Below are 23,193 nucleotides of genomic sequence, written 5' to 3'. Positions count from 1 at the left end.
CGTCCGTCATTTGAGACGTGACGCGCGTCTCTTCCCCGCCTGCGGAGCCCTCGCGGGCGCTAAGGTCCGCCGAGAGACATACGAGGTGCACAGGGTGTAAGGGGAGAGCAGTGGCAGGGAAGCTCGCCGTCATCGGCGCCGGACTCATGGGGTCCGGCATCGCTCAGGTCTCGGCGCAGGCGGGGTGGGACGTTGTGCTGCGTGACGTCACCGACGAGGCTCTGACCCGCGGGACGGACGGCATCAAGGTCTCGTACGACAAGTTCGTCGCCAAGGGCAAGCTGGACGCCGCCGATGCCGAGGCCGCCCTCGCCCGGATCACCGCCACGACCGACCTCGACGCCGTCGCCGACGCTGACATCGTCGTGGAGGCCGTGTTCGAGAAGATCGAGGTCAAGCAGGAGATCTTCCGCGCCCTCGACGGCCTGGTGAAGCAGGACGCGGTCCTCGCCTCCAACACCTCCGCCATTCCGATCACCAAGATCGCGGCGGTGACGAGCCGCCCGGAGAAGGTCGTCGGCACGCACTTCTTCTCGCCGGTCCCGATGATGCAGCTGTGTGAGCTCGTCCGGGGTTACAAGACCAGCGACGAAACCCTCGCCACCGCCCGCGCCTTCGCCGAGAGCGTCGGCAAGACCTGCATCGTCGTCAACCGCGACGTTGCGGGCTTCGTCACCACTCGCCTGATCTCCGCGCTCGTCGTCGAGGCGGCCAAGCTGCAGGAGTCCGGCGTGGCCACCGCCGAGGACATCGACATCGCCTGCAAGCTGGGCTTCGGTCACGCCATGGGCCCGCTGGCCACCGCCGACCTGACGGGCGTCGACATCCTGCTGCACGCCACCAGCAACATCTACACCGAGACGCAGGACGAGAAGTTCGCGCCGCCGGAGGGCATGCGCCGGATGGTCGACGCCGGTGACATCGGCCGCAAGAGTGGGCAGGGGTACTACACCTACTGACGCCGGGTCACTCCAAGTGTCACCCGCAGGGATGAATTCGGTATCGGTTCGCTCACAGGCGGCAACCTTGTCGCGTGAGAGGCAGTCAGTTCTGTAGAGGTTGACGAGACCACGAACCACGGGGAGCGAATATGCACATCAAGGGCGACCATGCCGAGCTGGTCGTCGGGGGCCGCCTCGACGTCCGCAGCGCGGCGGACGCCCGTACGGTCCTGCACACCGCTGTCGATGCGGGCCGGGGTGACCTTGTGCTCGACCTGACCGAGCTCGACTCCTGGGATGCCACCGGCCTCGGGGTCATCATGGGGGCGCACCGCCGGGCGGGCCGGGCCAACCGGCGGCTCGTGCTGCGCGGGGTGCCGCCCCAGATGCAGCGCCTGCTGGTCGCCACCCGACTGCACCGCATCCTCGCCATCGAGGGCGGTATCGAAGCCGAGTTGCTGCCCCGGGTCTGACACCCCCGGCCTCCTCGCGGAGCGATGGCTGGGGGTGCCCCCGAGGGGCCGGAGCCGGGCGGGGCGGCGAGGTCCGATTCCGGGGCAGCAGCAGCGATTCTCACGAAGCCGTCACAGTCGCGAACGAGCAGCGCCTCTCCCATGCGGGGACACCGCGCAAAGGTCTAAGGTTCGGATCGCCGCCGTACATCCGCAGCCCACGGCGGGCGACTGAACCGGCGGCGCCGACTGGGACATTCACTGGGCCGTAACCGGGGAAGTGCGGACAAGTCGGGAGGGCAGACGGCACGCGACGCAGCTTGGGGGGCTTGACGCATGGACCCGAAGAGCCGGGGATCCGAAGAGCACGGCCATGACAGCCACCAGTACCGCGTGCAGGAACAATCGGGCATACAACAGGTGCGGGGGTCACACGACTCCCGCGCAGCGGCCCTCGCCCATGGCAGCGGCATGGGCAAGGGTTTGGGGGCCAGGGGCGGGGAGGGCGGCCCAGGCGGCCAGCGAGTAGCCCGCACGGTCAAGCTCGTCTCGGGCGAATATCTGCTGACCGTCAATCCCGTCGATGGCAGCGAGGTCGAGCCCTGTCCGCCCGGAGAGGCTCCGGACCGCCCCCGGCGGCGCACCCGCGAGGAGCGCGACGACGCGCACCGTATATCCGCCCTCCCGCGGCCCGGGACAGCCGTGCCCGAACTCCCCCTGCTGGAGCGCCAGGAGGAGCGTGAGCGGCTGGTACGGCTGCTCTCGCGCGGGCGGTCGGTCCGGCTCACCGGACCTTCCGGTTCCGGCCGTACGGCGCTCCTGAACGCCGTCGCCGCGGACTGCGCCGACCTCGCCCCGGACGGCGTCATACGGCTGTCCGGCCATCAGCGCACGCCGACCGACCTGCTGTACGAGCTCTTCGCCGCCGTGCACCACGCACCGCTGCACCGGCCGGACCGGGCACAACTGCTGGACATGGTCAGCGAGATCGGTGCGGTGGTCGTCCTCGACGACATGGAGTTCGGCGGCAGCGTGCTTGACGAGCTGCTCGACGCCACCCCCGAGTGCGCCTTCCTGATCTCCGCCTTGCCCGATGTCGCAGCGCCGTCCCCCGACTCGCACCTGGAGGAGGTCTTCCTCCCCGGGCTCGGCCGCGAGGCGTGCGTAAAACTGCTGAAGGAGGTCGCCCAGCGGCCGCTCACCGAGGACGAGGCCGCTTGGGCGGCGGACCTGTGGTTCGAGTCCGAAGGTCTGCCGCGGCGCTTCGTCCAGGCCGGCGCTCTGCTTCGGCAGCGTGATGCCGCCCGGGAGCCGGACGCCGAGGAATCCGACGCGTACGACGGCCCCGAGCTGTACCGGAGCCCCGACGCCACCGGCGACGACGACCAACCCGGCGACGCTCACGACGAGTCCGTACTCCCGCTGCCGACCGTGGCAGAGGCGGCCGCACCGGCCGTCATGATGGCCGGCAGGCTGAGCGAGGCGGCCCAGGCCGCCCTGCGCTTCGCCGTCGCCCTGGACGGCGCCTGCCCGCACCAGTCGCATCTGCCGGCGCTCATCGGCGACACCCACGCTGACGCCGCCGTCGGCGAGCTGCTGGGCTGCGGGCTGCTGACGCCCGTTGGTTCCCAGTACCGGCTCACGGCGGGCGTCGCGACCCAGCTGGAAGCCGCCGGGTACACCGATGGTGCGGCGGCGCGCGCCCACACCGCCGCCCAGCACTACGCCTGGTGGGCCGGACACCCGTCGGTCGGCCCGGAGCGGGTCGCCACGGAAGCGGACGCGATTTTGGCCGCGCTGAACGCTCTGGTCGGCAGCCGTGAGGCCGGGCACGCGAGCGCGGCCGTCCTGCTGGCCCGGACGGCCGCGCCCGCGTTCGCCGCCGGGGGGCAGTGGAGTGCCTGGGAGCGGGCGCTGCGGCACGGCCAGGAGGCCGCCCGGCTGGCCGGCGAAGTCGCCGAAGAGGCGTACTTCCACCATGAGTTGGGTGTGCTCGCGCTCTGTACGGGCAACCTTGAGCGGGCCCGCGCGGAACTGGAGGCGTCCATCGGGCTGCGCGGTGCCCTCGCCGACCGGCGCGGCGCTGTCGCCGGACGCCGTGCGCTGGCGCTGGTCGCGGACAAGTCCGCGGGCTTCGACCACACCACCGGGCGTACGACCGCGGGCGAGGAGATAGCGGACACGCGTGTCGAGGGGCCCCTTTCGCCGCCCCGCGGAATACGCGCCGCGCTCGCCTCAGCGGATCTGGACGAGACCGCCACGATCCTCACTCCCCGGTTGTCCGGGGCCCGGGGCGGCGGCCTGGGCAAGCGGCCCGGTATACGGGCCACACTGCTCAGCGGCGCACGGCGGAACATGGCCGCGGTGGGCGCGGGGACGCTGCTGGTGGCCGTACTCGGCACCGTGGTGACCATAGGCGCCATCTCGGGCGGCGACGACGGAGCGCCGGACCGGGTGACCACCGAACAGACGGCGGACGACGACGGCGGCCTCGGTGACTACACCGGCGAAAACCCGCCGACGCAAGGTGGTACGAAACAACCGCAGCCGGAGGAGAGCGCCGGGCCCGGGGCGTCGGATGTGCCGGTCGTAGGGGACAGCGGCGAACCGTCCGTGCAGCCGTCTGGCAGCGGCGAGCCGAGCTCGACGCGGACTGGAGGCACCCAGGGCCCGAAGGATCCGGCGACGACCCCGACCCCGACCGAGTCGCCGACTCCGACCAGGTCGCCTACCCGCTCGCCGTCGCCCTCGCATTCGCAGACCTCGAAGCCGCCGACCTCGCCGGCTCCGTCGCCCAGCAATTCGGTCTCCACCACGGCCAGCGGGCCCGCCCCAACGCCCAGCAGCGGGGCGCCGATCGCCTGACCGCACGCCGTGTATACGCCTGGAGGGCCTGCCCGCGTCTACGGGCAGGCCCTCCAGACGTATGAGGGGCGTACGTACCTCAGAAGAGCCGGAGCTTGTCGTCCTCGATGCCGCGCAGGGCGTCGTAGTCCAGGACGACACAGTCGATGCCGCGGTCAGTGGCCAGCACCCGCGCCTGCGGCTTGATCTCCTGGGCGGCGAAGATGCCCTTGACCGGGGCGAGATGCGGGTCCCGGTTGAGGAGTTCGAGGTAGCGGGTCAGCTGCTCCACACCGTCGATCTCGCCGCGCCGCTTGATCTCCACCGCGACGGTTGTGCCGTCGGCGTCGCGGCACAGGATGTCCACCGGCCCGATGGCAGTGGGGTATTCACGCCGAATCAGTGAGTGGCCATCGCCCAGTGTCTCGATCCGGTCGGCGAGCAGCTCCTGGAGGTGCGCTTCCACGCCGTCCTTGATCAGACCGGGGTCCACGCCCAGCTCGTGCGAGGAGTCGTGCAGGACCTCCTCCATCGTGATCAAAAGCTTCTCGCCCGCTTTGTTCTCCACGGTCCACACATCGCCGTCGCCCTCCTTGAGGGTGCACGGCGGGGACATCCAGTTGAGGGGTTTGTAGGCCCGGTCGTCCGCATGAATGGAGACACTGCCGTCGGCCTTGATCAGGATCAGGCGGGGGGCCGAGGGGAGGTGGGCGGTGAGCCGGCCTGCGTAGTCCACGGAGCAGCGGGCAATGACGAGACGCATGGTCGGTCACGCTACTGGACAGAGTGCGGGTCACGCGATTCGCCCTGGATCGAACCTGTTCGGCAGTGGCCGGTTGTGTGCCCATTCTCCTGGTGCGTGCGCAGTGCCCGGCATAACGTTGAAGCGGGACGTTGCGGAACGAGCACGCTGAGTCGCGACAACCCGTCCCTGTCCGTAGGACCCCTTCGGGGTCGCGAGAGGAGAACCCATGTCGCTCGACGTCTCACCGGCCCTTCTCGAGAAGGCCGAGCGAGGCGAGGTCGACGAAGCCGAATTCGTCGACTGCGTCCGGACTTCCCTGCCTTACGCATGGGAGCTGATCAGCTCTCTGGTGGCCCAGCTCAAGGTGGACGGCGGCGAGTTCGCCGACAACCAGGTGCCGCCGCCGGACGAGCAGGCGCGCGGCCAGCTGCTTCGTGCGCTGGCGAGTGACGCGATACGTGGTGCGTTGCAACGGCACTTCGGGGTGCGGCTGGCATTCCAGAACTGCCACCGGGTGGCGGTGTTCCCGCTCGACCCGGCGGTGGACGAGCGACTGGCGCGGTTCACCTCCGTCAGGGGGCAGCTGCTCAACCAGTCTCCCGAGCTCCGGGACTGCTGAGGTCTCCGCTGCCGCTCCACACAGCACATGCCCACGGGCGGTGCGTGAGGTGTGGAGCGGCAGCACCCGGTCGCGGCCTTGCGGCCGGGCAGTTCACGCGTCGGTTCAGCCGAGCAGGGGCAGCACTTCGCTGCCCAGGCGCCGTACGTTCTCCTCCGTGGCCGCCAGGTCGCCGGAGCCCTCGACCAGCAGGGCGAACCGGCTGATGCCCGTGCGCTCCGCCGTGGCCGCGAGCCGGTCGGCGCACAGCTTCGGCGGCCCCACCGGATGCAGGTCGCACAACAGCTCCGTGTAGGCGTACGGATCGCGCATGCACCGGTCTCTGCCGTCGATCGTGACATGGGCGTCCAGGCCCTGCCGTAGCCAGCCGGGCATCGCCTTGGTCAGTGCCTCACGCGCGTCCGCCCGGGCGTCGGCGATCTGCACCACGCCGGCCGAGACGTGCCCGGCGCCCGCGACCTCTTCCGGTGAACGGCCCGCCGCCAGCGCGGTCTTGCGCCACAGGGCCACCATATCGGCCTTGACGTCGTCGCCGCAGTGCATGCCCAGCAGCATCGGCAGCCCGCGCTCGGCGGCGAGGCGCACGCTGCTGGGGGAGGTGCACGCCACGATCACCGGCGGGCCGTCCGGAGCTTCCAGCAGCTCGTCCGGCCGCGGCACGACCGGTACCTCCCGGAAGGAATACCGCTCGCCGTCCGCGCCCACCCGGGGCTCGCGCAGCCAGCGCAGCAGCAGATCCAGCGCCTCGGGGAAGCCGCGCTCGTACGCCGCCTTCCCGGAGCCGAAGACCTCGAGGTCCACCCAGGGCCCGCCGCGGCCGACCCCGAGGGTGAACCGCCCGCCCGAGGTGAGATGCAGCAGGGCCGCCTGCTCGCCGAGCGCCACCGGATGCGCCGTGGACAGTACGCTGACTGCCGTGCCGACGCCGATCCGGCGCGTACGGCCGAGCAGCAGCGCCGCCAGTGTCGCTGCCGACGGACAGACTCCGTACGGTACAAAATGGTGTTCGGCGAGCCAGACCGCATCGAGCCCGGCCTTCTCGGCGATTTCGGCGGACCGCACCGCCCGGTGTAGTGCCTCCCCCTGCCCCTGGCCTGGGAATTGAGCGGCCAGTACAAAACTTCCAACGCGCATCGCCTTCTGCCTCCTTGCGGCCGACGCGGCACTCCCCCCAATGGCAATAACGGATGACACGTGCCAAGGGCACGCCTGGCAAGAAGTTTTGCGGATAATCAGGGAGATCACGGGGTTTTTGTGGTATGCGCTGTGGGTGGCTCGACGCGCGTACGCTGGACACGGCAAGCATGACCCCGGACATGTCGAGGTGCCCCGTGTCTCCGCGTCGAAACCGCCCGCGAGGCGGTGCCAGGCCCGCATCCGCGAGCGACGCCGACGGCCGCTACGGGCTGGAGAGTACGGAGACCTGGCGAGGGGAGGAGTGGGTGGTGCGGCCGATCGGCGGCGCCGCTGCCGCGAAGCACTACCGCTGCCCCGGCTGCGACCAGGAGATCCCGCCGGGTGTCCCGCACGTCGTCGCGTGGGCGCAGTACGGCAGTGTCGACGACCGGCGGCACTGGCACCGGGCGTGCTGGAACGCGAGGGACCGCCGCACCGCGGGCGTGCAGCGGTCCCGTAACGCGCCGCGTTACTGAGCCCGGTCGGGGCGGGCTTACACGTCGCGCTTGTGTAGCAGGGCGTACGCGGCGCCGAGCGCCACGGCGGTGACGCCGGCCAGCACCCCGATCATGTCCCAGCCGGTGCCGTGGCCACCGTTGAACGGGATGCGGTAGAGCGAGGCCAGCCCGTTGAGCGGCGAGTACTCGACCAGCTTCTCCTGCACGGTCCGCAGGCTCTCCGTCTGCATGAACAGCGCGAGCAGCAGCGGCAGCAGGACGACGCCGAGCATGGTGGTGATGGCGCCGGCCGAGTGCCGCAGCATGGCACCCACGGCGAGCGACAGCAGACCGAGCAGTGCGACGTACAGCGCGGCACCGACGGTGGCGCCCAGCCACTCGCTGCTCGTCGCGATCAGGACACCGCCCTTGATCGACTCCTTGGGGAGGACGGCGTACGGAGCCGGGTGCTTGCCGCCGAGCATCGAGGACTGGATCAGCGCGGTGAGGGCGGTGGCGACTGCCGTCATGACGAAGGACAGCAGGAAGAAGACGATCGCCTTGGCGGTGAGCACCCGGCGGCGGGAGGGGCAGGCGGTCAGCGTCGTACGGATCATGCCGGTGCCGTACTCGGAGCTGATCACCAGCACGCCGAGCGTGATGATGCAGATCTGCCCGAGCATCAGCCCGAACAGGCCGCCGGAGAGCAGCGGCAGCTGGGCGTCATCGGCGCTGTCGAGGCCGAGGGCGGTGAGGAAGCCGATGCCGATGACAAGCACGAACATGACGCCGAGGGTCCACATCGTGGAGCGCACGGTCCGGATCTTGGTCCATTCCGAGGCCAGCGCGTCCCCGAGGTGTGTGCGGCGGACGGGGATCGGGGAGCTGTAGGCCGGGCCGGGCGGGGTCGTCTGCGGGTTCGCCTGCGGCGGGCTGGTGGGGAGTGGCTCGGCACCGGGCGCGGCGGCTGCCTGCGGGTGCGCCTGAGGCGGCATGGGGGCCGGGCCCTGCGGCTGGTACGGGGCGGTCATCGGGCGTCCTCGCTGTCACGCTGCGTCGGGTTGGCGGGGGCTGCGGGCTGTCCTGCCGCGGGGGCGCCACCGGGCGGCGAGGCGTACGCGTTCGGTGCGTTGTGTGGCGTGCGGTACGGGTTCGGTCCACCCGCCGGTGCGCCTTGGGTGCCGCGTACGGGTTGGGTCCACCCGCCGGTGCGCCTTGGGGTGCCGCGTACGGGTTGGGGACGGGCGCGGGGCCTGCCTGGCCGGGGGCCGGGTAACCACCTTGCTGCGGCGGCGGGAAGGCGCCCGGCGGTACCGGCCCGCCGACTCCGTACCCGTGCGGCGCGAACCCGCCGGCCGCCGGCGGAGCCTGCAAGCCGGTCCGCTGGTCGACGGTGGAGCGGTAGTCCACCGCCCCCTGCGTCATGCGCATGTACGCCTCTTCGAGCGACGCCTGATGCGGCGACAGCTCCCACAGCCGTACGTCCGCCGCGTGCGCCAGGTCGCTGATCCGTGGCAGTGGCAGGCCCGTCACCCGCAGCGCACCGTCCGGCTCCGGCTGGACGCGCCCGCCCGCCTCGGCGATCGCCGTCGTCAGCTTTTCCTGCTGCACCGGTTCGCCCTCGGGCGTACGTACCCGGGCGAAATCAGCTGAATTGCGCGATATGAAGTCCTTGACGCTCATATCGGCCAGCAACTGCCCGCGCCCGATCACGATCAAATGGTCGGCCGTGAGCGCCATTTCGCTCATGAGGTGGCTGGAGACGAAGACGGTGCGGCCCTCGGACGCCAGCCGCTTCATCAGGTTGCGGACCCACAGGATGCCTTCGGGGTCCAGGCCGTTGACCGGCTCGTCGAAGAGCAGCACCTGCGGATCCCCGAGCAGCGCCGCCGCGATGCCGAGCCGCTGCCCCATGCCGAGTGAGAAACCCTTGGAGCGCTTGTTCGCCACATCCCGCAGGCCGACGACGCCCAGCACCTCGTCCACCCGGCGGGCGGGGATGCCGGACAGCTGCGCCAGGCACAGCAGGTGCTGACGTGCGGTGCGGCCGCCGTGCACCGCCTTGGCGTCGAGCAGCGCGCCGACTTGGCGCGGCGCGTTGGGCAGCCGCCTGAACGGGTGCCCCCCGATGGTCACGCTCCCGCTCGACGGCTCGTCCAGCCCCAGGATCATGCGCATCGTGGTGGACTTGCCGGAGCCGTTGGGCCCCAGGAAGCCGGTCACGGCGCCTGGTCGCACCTGGAACGACAGGTTGTACACGGCCGTTTTGGCGCCGTAGCGCTTGGTCAGGCCGACTGCCTCGATCATTCTCCGCCCCTCGCCGCAATGGTTCGGGGCGCACGATCCCCCGTCGGCCCCCCGTAGGGGTTAGAGGCTATCGCCGCGCTGACGGTTCCCTGCAGCCGCGAAACCCGGCCGGGTCACCGCGCCGACGGCGGCAGCGAGCCACCGACCGGAACCCGCCCGCAGCCGCGAAAACGCGTCACACAGCGTGCTGAGCAACCCCGGACCAGTCCGGGCGCATCAGGCGTCGCGCCTGTTGATGAGCAGCCAGCTGCCGGTCAGGGCGGCGGCTACCCAGGCCGTCATGATGGCGAGGCCGCCCCATGGGCCGTACGGGACGTCGTCGTTCAGCGGGTTGATCACCTGCATGATGCGTCCGCCCGCCTGGTCCGGGAGGAAGCGTCCGAACTCCGCGGTGGCGGGGACGTTGCCGAGGATGTTGGAGATCAGGAAGAAGAACGGCATCAGGATGCCCAGCGACAGCGTGGGGCTGCGCAGCATCGAGGCCACTCCCATGGAGAACACCGTGATGAGCGCCAGGTAGAGCCCGCCGCCGATCACGGCGCGCAGGACGCCTGGCGAGCCGAGGCCGGTCCGGTGCGCGCCGAGCAGCGCCTGGCTGAGCAGGAACGTGGTGAAGCTGGTCACCAGGCCCACGGCGAGGGCGAGTGCAGTGGCTACGGAGACCTTGGCGAACAGGAAGGTGCTGCGCTGCGGCACGGCGGTGAGCGAGGTGCGGATCGTGCCGGTGCTGTACTCGCTCGAGACGACCAGCACCCCGAAGACGATCATCGACAGCTGGCCGAGCCCCATGCCGGAGAAGCTGATGACCGTCGGGTCGAAGAACTGCTGGTCCCGCCGTGACAGGTCGTTGAAGCCGCTCCGGGACAGCACGCTGACGAGCGCGCCGAGCGAGATCGTCACCACCGCGGCCACCCCCAGGGTCCACACTGTCGACCGCACCGACCGGATCTTGGTCCACTCCGACCACAGAACCTGCGACATGGCCATGAGTCAGGCCTCCTTCCGGATGCTGCCGCCCCGGTCGTCCTGCCAATCGACGTCCCACGGGAGCCGCGGGCCCCGGGAGTCCTGCGCGTGGTACTCCACCACCCCTGCCGTGAGCCGCATGAATGCCTCCTCCAGGGAGGCCTGCTGGAGGCTCAGCTCATGCAGGACCACCCGGTGCCGGGCAGCCAGCTCGCCGAGGTGTGCCGGGTCCGCGCCGTCGACCTCCAGTAAGCCGTTGGAGGCGGTCACCGCGGTGATGCCCGCGGCGTGCAGCACATCGCGCAGCCGCTCCGGCTCGGGCGAGCGGAGCCGTACGTACGACCGGGAGTTCCGCGCGACGAAGTCGGCCATCGAGGTGTCGGCCAGCAGCCGGCCCTGCCCGATGACCACCAGGTGTTCGGCGGTCAGCGCCATCTCGCTCATCAGATGGCTGGAGACGAAGACCGTGCGGCCCTGTGTCGCCAGGTTCTTCATCAGGTGCCGAGCCCAGTGGATGCCTTCGGGATCGAGCCCGTTGACCGGCTCGTCGAAGAGCAGCACATGCGGGTCCCCGAGCAGCGCCACCGCGATGCCGAGCCGTTGCCCTATGCCGTACGAGAAGCCCTTGGCGCGCTTGTGGGCGACCGTACTGAGGCCGACGGTCTCCAGCACTTCCTGGACCCGTCGGTGCGGGATGCCGTTGCTCTGCGCCAGGCACAGCAGATGGTGGTACGCGCTGCGGCCGCTGTGCACGGCGTTCGCGTCGAGGAGCGCGCCGACGGACCGCAGCGGGTCGCGCAGCTCGGCATAGCGCCGGCCCTCGATCCGGACGTCACCGGCGGTGGGGTGGTCCAGGCCCAGCACCATCCGCATGGTGGTGGACTTGCCGGCGCCGTTCGGCCCGAGGAACCCCGTCACGGTGCCCGGGCGCACGGTGAAGGTCAGGCCGTCGACGGCGAGTTTGTCTCCGTACCGCTTGGTCAGCCCCTCGAGCTCGATCATGAAAAACACGCTAAGGGGGCATACCGGGCTTCGCCACCGGGTGGCCTCCGGCCCGCGCACGCCGCCCTGCGGCGCTTGGCGCCAGAACACTTCCGCCCGTCCGCCCCAGGATTGGGGCCGACGGGCGGTAAGGCGCCTCAGGCCTGTGCAGGCGGGCCTGAGGCGGCAGGCGGACCGTCAGCGGGTCTGCTGAGCGGGGACGCTGCGCGAGACCGTCTCGTCCTCCGGCGCACCGGTAGCGGCCACCGCCGCACCGGTCAGCGTCGCCAGCATCTCGCGGACGTTGGTCAGCTGGGCGTTGATGCTGTCGCGGCGGTTGGTGAGCGCCGCCAGCTCGCGCTCGGATTCGCTGCGGATCCGGTCGGCCTTGGCGTTGGCGTCGGCCACGATGTCCTCCGCCTGGCGCTGCGCGGTCTCCACCGTCTGGCGGGCCCGGCGCTCCGCGTCCGTACGCAGCTTCTCGGCCTCCAGGCGCAGCTGCTCCGCGCGGTGCTCGATTTCGGCGAGGCGCTTCTCCGCCTTCGCCTGACGCGAGGCCAGGTCGCGCTCGGACTGCTCGCGGCGCTTGGCCAGGTTCGTCTCGAAGTCGGCGGCGGCCTGGGCGGCCTTGGCGCGGGTCTCCTCGAAGAGGGCGTCCGCCTCCTCACGCTTGGACTGCGCGTCCTTCTGCGCGTCGGCACGCAGCGCCTGCGCCTCGCCCTTCGCCTTCTCGACGATCCGGGCGCCCTCGTCCTCGGCCTTGGCCTTGCGGTCGGCGGCGAACGCCTCGGCGTCGTTGCGCACCTGCTGCGCGGCGGACTCGGCCAGATCGCGGTGCTGCTCGGCAGCCCGGCGGGCCTCCTCGCGCAGGTCCTTGGCCTCCTCCTCGGCCAGCCGCAGAATCTTCTCGACACGGGCGCCGAGGCCGGCGTAGGACGGCTCCGCGTCATTGACTTGCGCCTGGGCGTTCTGCGTTTCGAGATGCAGCTCCTCGATGCGCTTTTCCAGTGATGCGATACGGGCCAGGGCGCTGTCACGGTCGGCGACGAGCTTCGTGATGCGGTCGTCCACCTGCCCGCGGTCGTATCCGCGCCGCACGAGCTCGAAGCCGAAGGGGGAGGAAGTGTCGCTCATGGGGTTCCTGTCGAGTCAGACCGGTTGAGGTGATAGAGGGAATCCTAGGGGCGAGACCGGCGTGTCTTCGAGTCAATCCCCGTTTCGTGTGGAGAATGACCCCGCTTTTGGGTGGCTAGCCATCGGATTGCTTGCCACTCGAACGGGTGGATCCTGCCGCCGCGCCCGCCTTGACGCCGTTGTCCTTGCCCGCGGCGGGTGCCTGGAATGACTCCAACGCCTCCAGTACGTCCTGGACACGGGCGATTTCCGCATTGATGTCCTCCTGGCGGCGCGTCAGTTTCTCCAGCTCGCGCTTGCCCGCCTCGACGGTCCGCTTGGCCTCCTCGTCGGCCTCGGTCCGCATCCGCTCCGCCTCCCGGGCCGCCTCGGCCTTCTTCTGCTCGGCCTCCTTGAGCAGCCCCTCCGCCTTCTTCACCGCGGCGATACGGACCTTGCTCGCCTCGCTCGTCGCCTCCGACACCAGCGTCTTGGCCTTCTCCTCGGCCTGCTCGAGCTGCTCGTTCGCGGCCTTGACCAGCTTGTCCACGCGCTCGCCCGTGGCCTTCATCGTCTCCGCCGTCTCCCGGCGGGCCCGCTCGTGCAGCTCCTCGATCTCCTTCTCGGCGCGCGCACGCAGCTCCTCGGCGCGCTCCCGGATGGCCGTGGCATCCCGACGGGCCTCGCTCAGCAGCGTGTTGGCGTCCGTACGGGCCTGCTCCACCTGGGCATTGCCCTGGTTCGTCGCCTCCGTGACGATCCGTTCGGCCTCCTTGCGGGCGGCGCCGACCATCGTATCGGCCTGCTCCTCGGCCGCCGTCGCCGCGCGCAGCGCCTCTTCCTGGGCCTTGGCGACCAGCTGGTCCGCCTGCTCGGCGGCTGCGTTGAGGCGCTTCGACGCGGCTTCCCGGGCCTTGTCGAGCGTACGGTCGGACTCCTCCTGCGCCTCCTGCCGCATCCGCTCGGCCGCCGTCTCGGCATCGACCTTGATCTTGTCGGCCTCGGCACGCGTACGGGCGGCGTGCTCCTGCGCGGAGGAGAGGGCCACAGCGGCCTCGTTGCGCAGCCGGTCCGCCTCCGCGCTTGCCTCGGAGATGAGCCGGTCGGCCTCCTCGGTGGCGCCCGTAACCAGCCGGTCGGCCTGCTCGGCGGCCTCCGCACGGCGCCGGCTCGTCTCCTCGCGGGCCTCCTCACGCAGCCGCTCGGCCTCCGCCATCGCTTCCGCGACCGTGTACTCGGCCAGCGACTTGGCGGCGTCCGCAGCCTCCTGTGCGTCCCGGCGGATCCGGTTCGCGTCCTCAGAGGCCCGCTCCCGCTCGGCGTAGGCGTCCGCCCGGACCCGGTCGGCCTCCGCCTGCGCCTCGGTACGGGTGCGCTCCGCCGCGTGCTCGGCGGCCGAACGCAGCCCCGCGATCTCCTCCTCGGCCTGCTCGTGCAGGCCCACGACCGAGTCCCGTACCTGCTGCGCCGTCTGCTCGGCAGCCGCGACCATCTCTGTCGCGCGCCGCTCCGCCTCCTCGACCAGCCGGTGCGCCTCGGCCTGCGCCTCCTCGACCCGCTGGCGGGCCGAGGCCAGCAGCTCCTCGCTCTGCTCGCGCGCCGCCGCCCGCTCCCGGTGCGCCTCCTCGCGGGCGTCGCCGAGCAGCTCTTCGGCCTCGCGGCGACGGCGAGAGGCCTCCTCCTGCGCGGCGGCCAGCGCCTCCGCGGCCTCGGCGCCCGTGCGCTCGGCGGCCGCTGCCGCCTCCGCCCGTACCCGGTCGGCCATCTCCTGCGCCTGTGCGCGCAGCTCCTCGGCCTCCGCGGCCGCCTCGCTGCGCAGCCGTACGGCCACGGCCTCGCCCTCGGCGCGCGCGTTCGACGCGTCCGCCGCGGCCTCGTTGCGCAGCCGCTCCGCCTCGGCCTCCGCCTGCTGCTGCAGCGTACGCAGCCGCTCCGCGGATTCCGTACGCAGCCGCTCGGTCTCTTCCGCGGCCTCGCGGCGCAGCCGTTCGGCCTCCGTACGGGCCTCGCGCAGCGCCTCCTCCGACGCGGCCAGGCGCGTCTCCGCCTCCGAGTGCAGCCGGGTCAGCTCCTCGGCGGCCTCCTCGCGGCGGGCCTCGGCGGCCTGCTCGGCCTCCTCGCGCAGCTGCCGCGCCTCCTCGGTGGCCTCCGTACGGGTCTGCTCCGCCTGCGTCTCGGCCTCGGTGCGCAGCTCCTCCGCCTCGCGCCGGGCCCGTTCCAGCGCCTCCTCGGCCTGCCGGCGCAGCGTCGAGGCGCGCTCGATGGCCTCGGTGCGGATCCGCTCGCTCTCGGTGGTGGCCGTACCCCGCATCTCCTCGGCGTCGGCGCGCGACTTGGACAGCAGCTCCTCGGCGGTGTTCGCCGCCTCCTCGATCTGCGCCACGGCCTCGCGCCGCGCCTCGCTGCGGATCCGCTCGCCCTCCGCGACCGCCTCCGCGCGCAGCTGCTCGGCCTCGCCCCGCAGCCGGCGCGCCTCCTCCTGCAGCTCGACGGTCTTGGCGCGGTACTCCTTGGTGTCGTCCTTGGCCGCGCCCTTGAGCTGCTCGGCGTTTTCATGTGCCTCGGCGCGCAGCCGGGCGGCCTCCGCCTCAGCCTCGCGCCGGATCCGCTCGGCCTCCTCGGTGGCCGCCTTGGTGGTGGCCTTGGCCTCCTCCGACGCCTTGGACAGCACCTCCTCGGCGCTGCGGGCGGCCTTCGCCAGCTGGGCGGCCGAGTCCTCGGACGCCCTGGCGCGGGCGGATTCCTGGGCCTCGGAGACCAGCCGCTCCGCCTCGGCACGGGCGTCGGCCCGTGCCTGCTCGGCCTCCTCCTTGAGGGCCTCGGCCTCCTTGGTGGCCTCCGCGACCATCCGGGCGATTTCGGCCTTGGCGGTACGGGTGCGCTGCTCGTTCTCCGACTCGGCGGTCGACAGCCGCTTGGCCGCCTGGGTGGCCGCCTCCTCGCGCAGCCGCTCGGCCTCGGCGCGCGCCTCGCGCAGCGCGTCCTCGGCCTCCTTCATCCGCTGTTCGGCGGCGCGGGTGAGCTCCGCCGCGGTCTGCCGGGCCTGGTCGGACTCGGCGGTGCTGGAGCTGCGCAGCCGCTCGGCGTGGGTGGTGGCCTCCTGGGCCTGGGTGGAGGCGGCGTTGAGCAGCCGTTCGGCGTCCGTACGGGCCCGCCGCAGGATCGCTTCCGCTTCGTTGCGGGCGGACTCGGTCTCCGAGACCAGGCGCTGACGGGCCTGCTCGACCAGGCGCTGCGCCTCGGCGCGGGCGGCTGCCAGCGACTGCTCGGCCTCGGCCCGGGACTCGTCCAGCAGGCGGCGGGCCTGTGCCTCGGTGCGGGCGCGCAGCTGCTCGGCCCAGGCGACGTTCTCGTTGACGTGCGATTCGACGGTCTGCCGGCGCTCGGCGAGCTCCTGGTCCAGTCGCTGCCGGCGGGCCACCGCCTCGGCGTGCAGCTCGGCCTCCAGCCGGGCCTGCCGCTCGGCCTGCTCCTGCAGCACCCGCTGGGTCTGAGCACGGGCCTCGCGCAGCTCGCGCTCGGCGTCGGCGCGCAGCTGGTCGGCCTGGAGCTGGGCATTGCGCAGCAGCTGCTCGGCCTGGTGACTGAGGTTGTCGTAGGCGGGCCGGGACATGATGGTGCGGCGCGCCTCGTGCAGCTTGGCGCGCAGCACCTCGACCTGGTAGCCGAGGTCCTCTGCGTGCTGGACGGCCTTCTCCCGCTCGGTCTTCAGCCGCTCCATCTCGGCCTCGAACTTCGAGAGGTGGTCGTCAGCCTCGTAGCGGTCGTAGCCCCGCACTGCGCGGTCCCATCCGTCCCCTGGTTGCGTCGACACCGGCGCCCGCCCTGCCCGTCCAAGCGCCGGCCCGGTCTCCTACCAGCACTGCCCTCCTGTAGAACCGTGCCTTCCGGAGAATGGTGTCAGATCATCGGCAGGACATGGGTCACAGCACAGAACCGGTCCGTACCAAACCGCACGGCACCGCGCACCCGCACCCCGGCCGAGCAGCCACTCTACCGGCCGGGGGAGTTGAAGGTCAGTGTGCGTCTGTGGACTGGGACGACGTGACGAGTTCGGTGAGGACGCCATGGCAGTCCTTCGGATGGAGGAAGGTGATCCGGGAGCCCATCGAGCCGCGGCGGGGCTCCTCGTACAGGACCCGTACGCCCTTGTCGCGGATCTCCTGCGCATCAGCATCCACGTCGGGGGTACCAAACGCGATGTGGTGTACGCCCTCACCGTTCTTCGCCAGCCACTTGGCGACGGTCGAGTCCTCGCGCGTCGGCTCCAGCAGCTGCAGGTAGGAGGCGCCGCCGTCGGACGTCTCATTGATCTTGAGCATGGCTTCTCGGACGCCCTGCTCCTCGTTGACCTCGGTGTGGAACACCTCGAAGCCGTACGTGGCACGGTAGAACTCGACGGTCTTGTCGAGGTCGAAACAGGCGATCCCGATGTGGTCGATTCGCGTCAGCATGGAACCAGTGCACCGCTCACACAGGCCGTTACGCAACGTGCGCGCGATCACACCTGCAGGCCGGTGACCGCGCCCGTACCGCTCAGTACATTGACGTAAACCCTCGTTCACTCCTCCTTGAAGGGGTCGCACCATGACAGGTTCCACCGGCACCACGTCGTCGGTCATCGTCGCAGGCGCCCGCACGCCCATGGGTCGTCTGCTGGGCAGCCTCCGGAGCTTCTCCGGTGCCGACCTGGGCGGCGTGGCCATCAAGGCCGCGCTGGACCGGGCGGGCATCGGCGGCGACCAGGTCCAGTACGTGATCATGGGGCAGGTGCTGCAGGCGGGCACCGGGCAGATCCCCGCCCGTCAGGCGGCCGTGAAGGCCGGCATCCCGATGAACGTGCCCGCGCTGACGATCAACAAGGTCTGTCTGTCCGGGCTCGACGCGATCGCGCTTGCCGACCAGCTGATCCGTGCGGGTGAATTCGACGTGATCGTCGCGGGTGGCCAGGAGTCGATGACCAACGCTCCGCACCTGCTGCCGAAGTCCCGCGAGGGCTACAAGTACGGCTCCGTCGAGGTGCTGGACGCCATGGCGTACGACGGGCTGACCGACTCCTTCGAGGGCGTCGCCATGGGCGAGTCGACGGAGAAGCACAACACCCGGCTCGGTATCGGCCGTCCGGAGCAGGACGAGATCGCGGCGCTGTCGCACCAGCGGGCCGCCGCCGCCCAGAAGAACGGCATCTTCGAGGCCGAGATCACCCCGGTGGAGATTCCGCAGCGCAAGGGCGACCCGGTCCTGTTCAGCAAGGACGAGGGCATCCGCGCCGAGACGACCGCCGAGTCGCTCGGCAAGCTGCGGCCCGCCTTCGCCAAGGACGGGACCATCACGGCCGGTTCGTCTTCGCAGATCTCGGACGGCGCCGCCGCCGTGGTGGTGATGAGCAAGACCAAGGCCGAGGAGCTCGGTCTGGAGTGGATCGCGGAGATCGGGGCGCACGGCAATGTGGCCGGCCCGGACAACTCGCTTCAGTCGCAGCCCTCGAACGCCATCAGGCACGCGCTGAAGAAGGAGGGCCTGGAGGTCGAGGACCTCGATCTGATCGAGATCAACGAGGCCTTCGCCGCGGTCGCGGTGCAGTCCATGAAGGACCTCGGGGTGTCCCCTGAAAAGGTGAACGTCAACGGTGGAGCGATCGCCCTGGGTCACCCGATCGGGATGTCGGGCGCGCGGATCGCGCTGCACCTGGCGCTCGAGCTGAAGCGTCGGGGCGGCGGCGTCGGCGCGGCCGCGCTGTGCGGTGGCGGCGGTCAGGGCGATGCGCTGATCATCCGTGTCCCGCAGAACGGCCGGCAGAGCGCATAGTCGCAGTCCGCAACTGAACCGAGGAGCACAGCACTCATGGCGGTAGACGTCCCCGACCTGGTGGCACAAGCGCGGCAGGGCCGGCCGCGGGCCGTGGCCCGGCTGATCTCACTGGTGGAGGGGGCGTCTCCGCAGCTGCGCGAGGTGATGGCGGCGCTCGCACCCCTGACGGGCGGTGCGTATGTGGTGGGGCTGACCGGATCCCCCGGCGTCGGCAAGTCGACGTCCACCTCCGCGCTGGTCACCGCGTACCGGAAGATCGGGAAGCGGGTCGGCGTGCTGGCGGTCGACCCGTCCTCACCGTTCTCCGGAGGCGCGCTGCTCGGTGACCGGGTCCGGATGAGCGAGCACGCCTCGGATCCGGGCGTCTACATCCGGTCGATGGCCACGCGCGGGCACCTGGGCGGGCTCGCGTGGGCCGCGCCGCAGGCCATCCGGGTGCTGGATGCGGCCGGGTGCGATGTGATCCTCGTCGAGACGGTGGGCGTCGGGCAGTCGGAGATCGAAATCGCCTCCCAGGCCGACACCAGCGTGGTGCTGCTGGCCCCCGGGATGGGCGACGGCATCCAGGCCGCGAAGGCGGGGATCCTCGAGATCGGCGATGTGTACGTGGTGAACAAGGCCGACCGGGATGGCGCCGACGCCACGGCCCGGGAGCTCAACCACATGCTCGGCCTGGGCGAGGCGCGGGCTCCGGGGGCCTGGCGTCCGCCGATCGTGAAGACCGTCGCGGCGCGGAGCGAGGGCATCGACGAGGTCGTCGAGGCGCTGGAGAAGCACCGCGCGTGGATGGAGGAGCACGGTGTCCTCGCCGAGCGGCGGCTGGCGCGGGCGGCCGGTGAGGTCGAGACGATAGCCGTGACCGCGCTGCGCGAGCGGATCGGGGACCTGCACGGGGACCGGCGGCTGGAAGCGCTGGCGGAGCGGATCATGGCCGGCCGGCTGGATCCGTACGCGGCCGCGGACGAGCTGGTCGCGGGCCTGACGAACGGCCCTGCGGGCGGCTGAGGAATTCCGCCCACCCGCCCCGTCACGAGGCGGGTGGGCGGTTCGCGGCGATAGCCGCTGGGATCACCCCCCGGTTACTGCGTGGGAGTGTGGCCAGGCGCAAAGCGCCGGAACACTAGACCCGCCCACGCCGGTGGCGCAGATGGTCTGCGATCGGGGCGAGGGATTCGCGCAGCGCCTCGAGCTCCTCCGGCGGCAGCAGATCGATGAAGTGCTCCCGTACGGACGCGACATGGTGCGGTGCGACTTTCCGCATCGTCTCCATGCCCTGCTCGGTGAGGACCGCGTACAGGCCACGCCGGTCGGATTCACAGTTCTCGCGGCGGACCAGGCCGGCGTTCTCCATCCGGGTGATCTGGTGGGAGAGCCGGCTCTTTGACTGAAGGGTTGCGGTGGCGAGGTCGCTCATCCGCATCCGGTGGTCGGTGGACTCGGAGAGGTTGACGAGGATCTCGTAGTCGTTGTTGGTCAGTCCGAACGGCTGGAGGTCCTTTTCGAGCTGGTGCATCAGCAGCTTGTTGACGTCCAGATGGGTACGCCAGGCGCGCTGTTCATCGTCGCTGAGCCAGCGGGTGGCCGTCTCGGTCTCCATAAATTGATTCTACCCATAATGTTGAAATGCGGACCAATGGCGATGGAGTGAACGTCGCCCGTTTCCCCCAGACGCACCCGTGCTTCCCCCGCCGCACCAGTGCGCATGCGTTCGACGTTACCCTCCGCAGGGTACCGCTCACAGCCCGAAGCGACGCTGGAGGCCCCCCAGACCACCCGGGACCTGCGGAAATGTCGGTTGTGTGGCCGGTACGCCGGATTGGTGCGGAACCGCGCCGGTGTCTTGTTCCACCATCAGCCGCTCCGTGGACTGCAGCAGCACCTGACCCGCCCCCACAAACTCGAACTGATGCTCCTCGCCCGAAGCTCCGCCCACACCGGTAAGCGCCCGCAGGCCGCCCATGACCCCCCGCAGGTACTGGTGGTCGTAGTGGTGGCAGGGCGAGGGGCAGTCGGCCCACCCGACGAGCGCCTGCGGATCGACGCGGATCGGCGGCTCGGCGAAGACCACCGGGCCGTTGGAGGCCGCGACGAACGTGCCGGTGCCGATCAGGGTCAGAAAGCCCGGGATGATCGACTGCTTGAGCGACAGACCGGGCTGGAAGGCCAGCAGATTGCCCGAGCGGATGGTGAGGTTGCCGTCCTCGAGGTCGTAGGAGTTGACGTCGTACGCCCGGTCGGCGAGCAGCATCTTGCCCTGGCCCTCGGCCACCACCCAGTCCCCGGCATGCAGCGGTGAGTGGAAGCTGCCGGCGACGAGGCGGTCGAGCGGGCCGTGGCCGATGCCGTGGAAGTCGATGTGCCCGTAGTAGGCGATCATCTTGCCCTTCTGCAGGAACCACCGGCCGTGCAGTTCCACGCAGAAGGTGTACGCGTTGACGTTGTCGTCGACCGGCAGGGTGTGCGGGTCGAACACCACCGGACCAGTCACAGCTTCTCCTCCGAGGCCTGTACGAACACCGCGCCGTTTCCTGACAGTTCGAGCTGGAACGCCTCGCCCGAGCCCCGGCCGACCATGTCCCGCCAACCCAGCGCCGTGGACAGCTTGTTGCGTACGTCGCCGTGGTGCGCGACGTACGCCTGCGGGTCGACGTGCACGGGGCGGTCGGGGGTGATGGGGAGTTCGATCACACCGCCGTGGGCCATCACGGCGACGGACCCATGGCCGCGGAGGGTGGTGGTGAACAGACCCTGGCCGGTGACCTGGCCGCGCACCATGCCCATCACCCCGCCCTGCGCGCCCATGAACATCGTCCCCTGCTCGAGCGTTCCGTCGAAGGCGAGGAGGCGGTCGGCCTCAACGTAGAGGGTCTCGCCGGTGAGGGTGATCACCTGGATGTGGTGGCCGCCGTGGCCGAACCAGACGGTGCCACCCGGGGTCTCCCCAGGACCGCCAGGCCCGAGGGGCACCTCGACGGTCATCAGCGGGGCGGCCTCGCCCGCGACCCGTCGGCCGATCATGGACATCAAGCCGCCCTGCCCGCCCTGGATGTTGGGCGTGAAGGTGACGTTCCCGGTGTAGGCGAGCATCGCGCCGCGCTGGCTGAAGAGCCGTCCGCCAGGCTCGACGCGTGCCTCGATCATCTTGGAGTTGATCTCGCGGAAGGGCACTTAGATGTCACCGCCGATCGTGTTCCGCTCGCTGGGCTGGACGTAGACCAGGCCGTCGCCCTCGAAGCGGATCTGGAAGCCCTCGCCCGAGCCCTCGCCTATGAACGTCGAGAAGTTCACCCCGGACTGGAAGTGCTGGCGCAGATTGCCGGTGTGCGCGACATACGCGCCCGGGTCGACCTGGAGCGGATACTGCGGTGTGACGCGCAGCACAACCGCGGGGCCGTCCGACATCACGGCCGCCTGGCCGGTGCCTTCGACGGTCGTGGTGAACAGGCCGTTGCCCTGTGCCCCGCCGTGCAGGCCGGTGAAGGTGGTCCCGGTGCGCAGGGCGGCATCGGTGCAGAGCAGATTGCTCGCCTCGACGTAGAGCTTCTCGCCGTTCAGCGAGACGAGGTTGATCTCGCTCGCCCGGTCGGCGAAGTAGCAGGTGCCGTGCCCCTTCACCTCCATGACTTCCATCTGTTCGCCGGTGAGCCGGCGCGTCACCATGCCGCGGAGTCCCTCGCCGCCGCCGGACATCTTCTTGAATGACATCTGGCCGTCGTAGGCGACCATCGAGCCGTTCTTGGCCTTGACGGCGTCGCCGGTCATATCGACGGCGAGCACCTTGCTGCCGTGCAGTCGAAACTGAGCCACGGGCCGAACTTACCGTCCCCAAAGGCTGGGCGGGGGTGAGTCCTGCTGCCAGAACCTGTGCTCAGCCGAACGCCCGGAATGGTCTTGGGCGTTCCGGTTCCCCGTGTTCTCGCCGCATCAGGTCCCATCGGATCGTGTCCGTCCTGGAGGTGGACGGTTGAGCACCCTCCGGCGTTGATCCACACGGCGGCTGCCACAATGGAGCAGCTTGTGCGTGTTTTCGCAAAACCGGAGGAGAGCCCACCCGTGGATATCAAGACCGCCTCGGCCATCCGCCGCCTGCGCCTGGTCTCCGCCCCCGAGGCGGTGTCCTTCCTGCTGCTGCTCGTCTGCTCCGTGCTCAAGCGGACGACCGAGTTCAACGCGGTACCGGTGATGGGTGCGATTCACGGCATCCTGTTCATCCTCTACGTGCTCTTCCTGCTGGATGCCTGGAACAAGGCCAAGTGGTCGCCTGGGAAGGCAGCCGTCTACTTCGTGCTGGCCGTCCTCCCGACCGGTGGCTTCTTCGCCGAGCGCAAGCTGCAGCGCGAGGTCGAGAACAGTGTGATCGCAGCCCGCGCGCGTAAGGAGGGCGTGGTCAACGCATGATCGTCGCCTTCTCGGTCACACCGCTGGGCGTGGGGGAGGACGTCGGCGAGTACGTCGCCGACGCCGTGCGCGTGGTCCGCGAGTCGGGCCTGCCCAATCGTACGGACGCGATGTTCACCTCCATCGAGGGCGAGTGGGACGAGGTCATGGACGTCATCAAGCGGGCCGTCGCCGCCGTCGAGGAGCGCTCCCCGCGGGTCTCGCTCGTCCTCAAGGCCGACATCCGGCCCGGTGTCACGGACGGTCTCACCTCCAAGGTGGAGACGGTCGAGCGGCACCTCGCCGAGGGCTGACGCCGCAGCCTCCGCTTGAGCGACTGCTCACATCGCCGCGCTGGGGGGAGCCGGGGCCCCGCCCAGCGGACGGTACGGGCCCACCTGCGGCCCAGCACCGGTCGCCGGCC

At 70.7% G+C, this 23,193-nt stretch carries 21 protein-coding genes and 1 pseudogene; 9 read left to right on the top strand and 13 right to left on the bottom strand.

Annotated features, from left to right (window positions below; translation table 11 throughout):
• Positions 1-110: 110 nt before the first annotated feature.
• The 3 genes from ACY34J_RS16530 (at position 111) to ACY34J_RS16520 (ending at position 4,258) form a co-directional block, all read left to right on the top strand.
• Positions 111-959, top strand: a complete 849-nt coding sequence (locus ACY34J_RS16530; protein WP_462727252.1) for a 3-hydroxyacyl-CoA dehydrogenase family protein — start codon at positions 111-113, stop codon at positions 957-959.
• A 131-nt stretch (positions 960-1,090) separates the two neighbouring features.
• A complete protein-coding gene (locus tag ACY34J_RS16525; RefSeq protein WP_462727251.1) occupies positions 1,091-1,414 on the top strand; it encodes an STAS domain-containing protein in 324 nt (107 codons plus the stop codon).
• Positions 1,415-1,729: 315 nt separating this feature from the next.
• Positions 1,730-4,258: an ATP-binding protein gene (locus ACY34J_RS16520; RefSeq protein ID WP_462727250.1), complete on the top strand. Its 2,529-nt coding sequence runs from the start codon at positions 1,730-1,732 to the stop codon at positions 4,256-4,258.
• Positions 4,259-4,337: 79 nt separating this feature from the next.
• Here the strand turns inward: ACY34J_RS16520 and nucS are convergent, their stop codons facing one another.
• On the bottom strand, positions 4,338-5,000 hold the full coding sequence (gene nucS / locus ACY34J_RS16515) for an endonuclease NucS (protein WP_462727249.1): 663 nt from the start codon (positions 4,998-5,000) through the stop codon (positions 4,338-4,340).
• A gap of 208 nt (positions 5,001-5,208) precedes the next feature.
• On the opposite strand from nucS, the gene ACY34J_RS16510 reads away from it, so the two are divergent.
• Positions 5,209-5,601, top strand: a complete 393-nt coding sequence (locus ACY34J_RS16510) for an SCO5389 family protein (RefSeq protein ID WP_462727248.1) — start codon at positions 5,209-5,211, stop codon at positions 5,599-5,601.
• A gap of 105 nt (positions 5,602-5,706) precedes the next feature.
• Here the strand turns inward: ACY34J_RS16510 and ACY34J_RS16505 are convergent, their stop codons facing one another.
• Positions 5,707-6,735: an LLM class flavin-dependent oxidoreductase gene (locus ACY34J_RS16505; RefSeq protein ID WP_462727247.1), complete on the bottom strand. Its 1,029-nt coding sequence runs from the start codon at positions 6,733-6,735 to the stop codon at positions 5,707-5,709.
• A gap of 197 nt (positions 6,736-6,932) precedes the next feature.
• Between ACY34J_RS16505 and ACY34J_RS16500 the strand changes: the two genes are divergently transcribed.
• Complete coding sequence (locus ACY34J_RS16500; RefSeq protein WP_462727246.1) at positions 6,933-7,253, top strand: ATP/GTP-binding protein; 321 nt, start codon at positions 6,933-6,935, stop codon at positions 7,251-7,253.
• 17 nt (positions 7,254-7,270) lie between these two features.
• On the opposite strand, the gene ACY34J_RS16495 is transcribed toward ACY34J_RS16500, so the two are convergent.
• The 7 genes and pseudogenes from ACY34J_RS16495 to mce all read right to left on the bottom strand — a co-directional run bounded on the left by ACY34J_RS16495 (position 7,271) and on the right by mce (position 17,035).
• Positions 7,271-7,999 (bottom strand): ABC transporter permease subunit, encoded by a 729-nt coding sequence (locus ACY34J_RS16495; RefSeq protein ID WP_462727269.1) that lies wholly within the window; start codon positions 7,997-7,999, stop codon positions 7,271-7,273.
• Between the two features lie 242 nt (positions 8,000-8,241).
• A pseudogene (locus ACY34J_RS16490) lies at positions 8,242-9,521 on the bottom strand (ABC transporter ATP-binding protein).
• A gap of 216 nt (positions 9,522-9,737) precedes the next feature.
• Positions 9,738-10,508 carry an ABC transporter permease gene (locus ACY34J_RS16485; RefSeq protein ID WP_462727245.1) on the bottom strand — a complete coding sequence of 257 codons (771 nt, stop codon included), beginning with the start codon at positions 10,506-10,508 and terminating at the stop codon, positions 9,738-9,740.
• A 3-nt stretch (positions 10,509-10,511) separates the two neighbouring features.
• Positions 10,512-11,489, bottom strand: a complete 978-nt coding sequence (locus ACY34J_RS16480) for an ATP-binding cassette domain-containing protein (RefSeq protein ID WP_462727244.1) — start codon at positions 11,487-11,489, stop codon at positions 10,512-10,514.
• A gap of 177 nt (positions 11,490-11,666) precedes the next feature.
• Positions 11,667-12,602, bottom strand: coding sequence for a cellulose-binding protein (locus tag ACY34J_RS16475; RefSeq protein ID WP_462727243.1), 936 nt, complete (start codon positions 12,600-12,602; stop codon positions 11,667-11,669).
• Positions 12,603-12,717: 115 nt separating this feature from the next.
• On the bottom strand, positions 12,718-16,359 hold the full coding sequence (scy, locus tag ACY34J_RS16470) for a polarized growth protein Scy (protein ID WP_462727268.1): 3,642 nt from the start codon (positions 16,357-16,359) through the stop codon (positions 12,718-12,720).
• A gap of 238 nt (positions 16,360-16,597) precedes the next feature.
• Positions 16,598-17,035 (bottom strand): methylmalonyl-CoA epimerase, encoded by a 438-nt coding sequence (gene mce, locus ACY34J_RS16465; protein ID WP_462727242.1) that lies wholly within the window; start codon positions 17,033-17,035, stop codon positions 16,598-16,600.
• A 133-nt stretch (positions 17,036-17,168) separates the two neighbouring features.
• On the opposite strand from mce, the gene ACY34J_RS16460 reads away from it, so the two are divergent.
• Together ACY34J_RS16460 and meaB are read left to right on the top strand one after the other, a co-directional pair.
• Entirely contained in the window at positions 17,169-18,389 is a 1,221-nt protein-coding gene (locus tag ACY34J_RS16460; RefSeq protein ID WP_462727241.1) for an acetyl-CoA C-acetyltransferase, read from the top strand.
• Positions 18,390-18,425: 36 nt separating this feature from the next.
• Positions 18,426-19,397, top strand: coding sequence for a methylmalonyl Co-A mutase-associated GTPase MeaB (meaB, locus tag ACY34J_RS16455; protein WP_462727240.1), 972 nt, complete (start codon positions 18,426-18,428; stop codon positions 19,395-19,397).
• Positions 19,398-19,512: 115 nt separating this feature from the next.
• Here meaB and ACY34J_RS16450 read toward each other — a convergent pair whose 3' ends face one another.
• From ACY34J_RS16450 to ACY34J_RS16435, 4 genes are all read right to left on the bottom strand, one after another.
• The gene (locus tag ACY34J_RS16450) at positions 19,513-19,989 is read right to left on the bottom strand and encodes a MarR family winged helix-turn-helix transcriptional regulator (protein WP_462727239.1); all 477 of its coding nucleotides are present in this window, start codon (positions 19,987-19,989) and stop codon (positions 19,513-19,515) included.
• A 138-nt stretch (positions 19,990-20,127) separates the two neighbouring features.
• Positions 20,128-20,880, bottom strand: coding sequence for an AIM24 family protein (locus ACY34J_RS16445; RefSeq protein WP_462727238.1), 753 nt, complete (start codon positions 20,878-20,880; stop codon positions 20,128-20,130).
• A complete protein-coding gene (locus ACY34J_RS16440; RefSeq protein ID WP_462727237.1) occupies positions 20,877-21,560 on the bottom strand; it encodes an AIM24 family protein in 684 nt (227 codons plus the stop codon). The genes ACY34J_RS16445 and ACY34J_RS16440 overlap by 4 nt, the downstream gene beginning before the upstream one ends.
• Positions 21,561-22,199 carry an AIM24 family protein gene (locus ACY34J_RS16435; protein ID WP_462727236.1) on the bottom strand — a complete coding sequence of 213 codons (639 nt, stop codon included), beginning with the start codon at positions 22,197-22,199 and terminating at the stop codon, positions 21,561-21,563.
• 246 nt (positions 22,200-22,445) lie between these two features.
• Here ACY34J_RS16435 and ACY34J_RS16430 point away from each other — a divergent pair, with 246 nt between their 5' ends.
• Both ACY34J_RS16430 and ACY34J_RS16425 read left to right on the top strand, forming a co-directional pair.
• The gene (locus ACY34J_RS16430) at positions 22,446-22,790 is read left to right on the top strand and encodes a DUF3817 domain-containing protein (RefSeq protein WP_462727235.1); all 345 of its coding nucleotides are present in this window, start codon (positions 22,446-22,448) and stop codon (positions 22,788-22,790) included.
• Entirely contained in the window at positions 22,787-23,083 is a 297-nt protein-coding gene (locus ACY34J_RS16425; protein WP_462727234.1) for an MTH1187 family thiamine-binding protein, read from the top strand. The genes ACY34J_RS16430 and ACY34J_RS16425 overlap by 4 nt, the downstream gene beginning before the upstream one ends.
• Positions 23,084-23,193 lie beyond the last annotated feature (110 nt).

The sequence above is a fragment of the Streptomyces sp. HSS9-12 genome, assembly GCF_054963655.1.
This window is presented reverse-complemented; position numbering and strand designations above follow the sequence as displayed.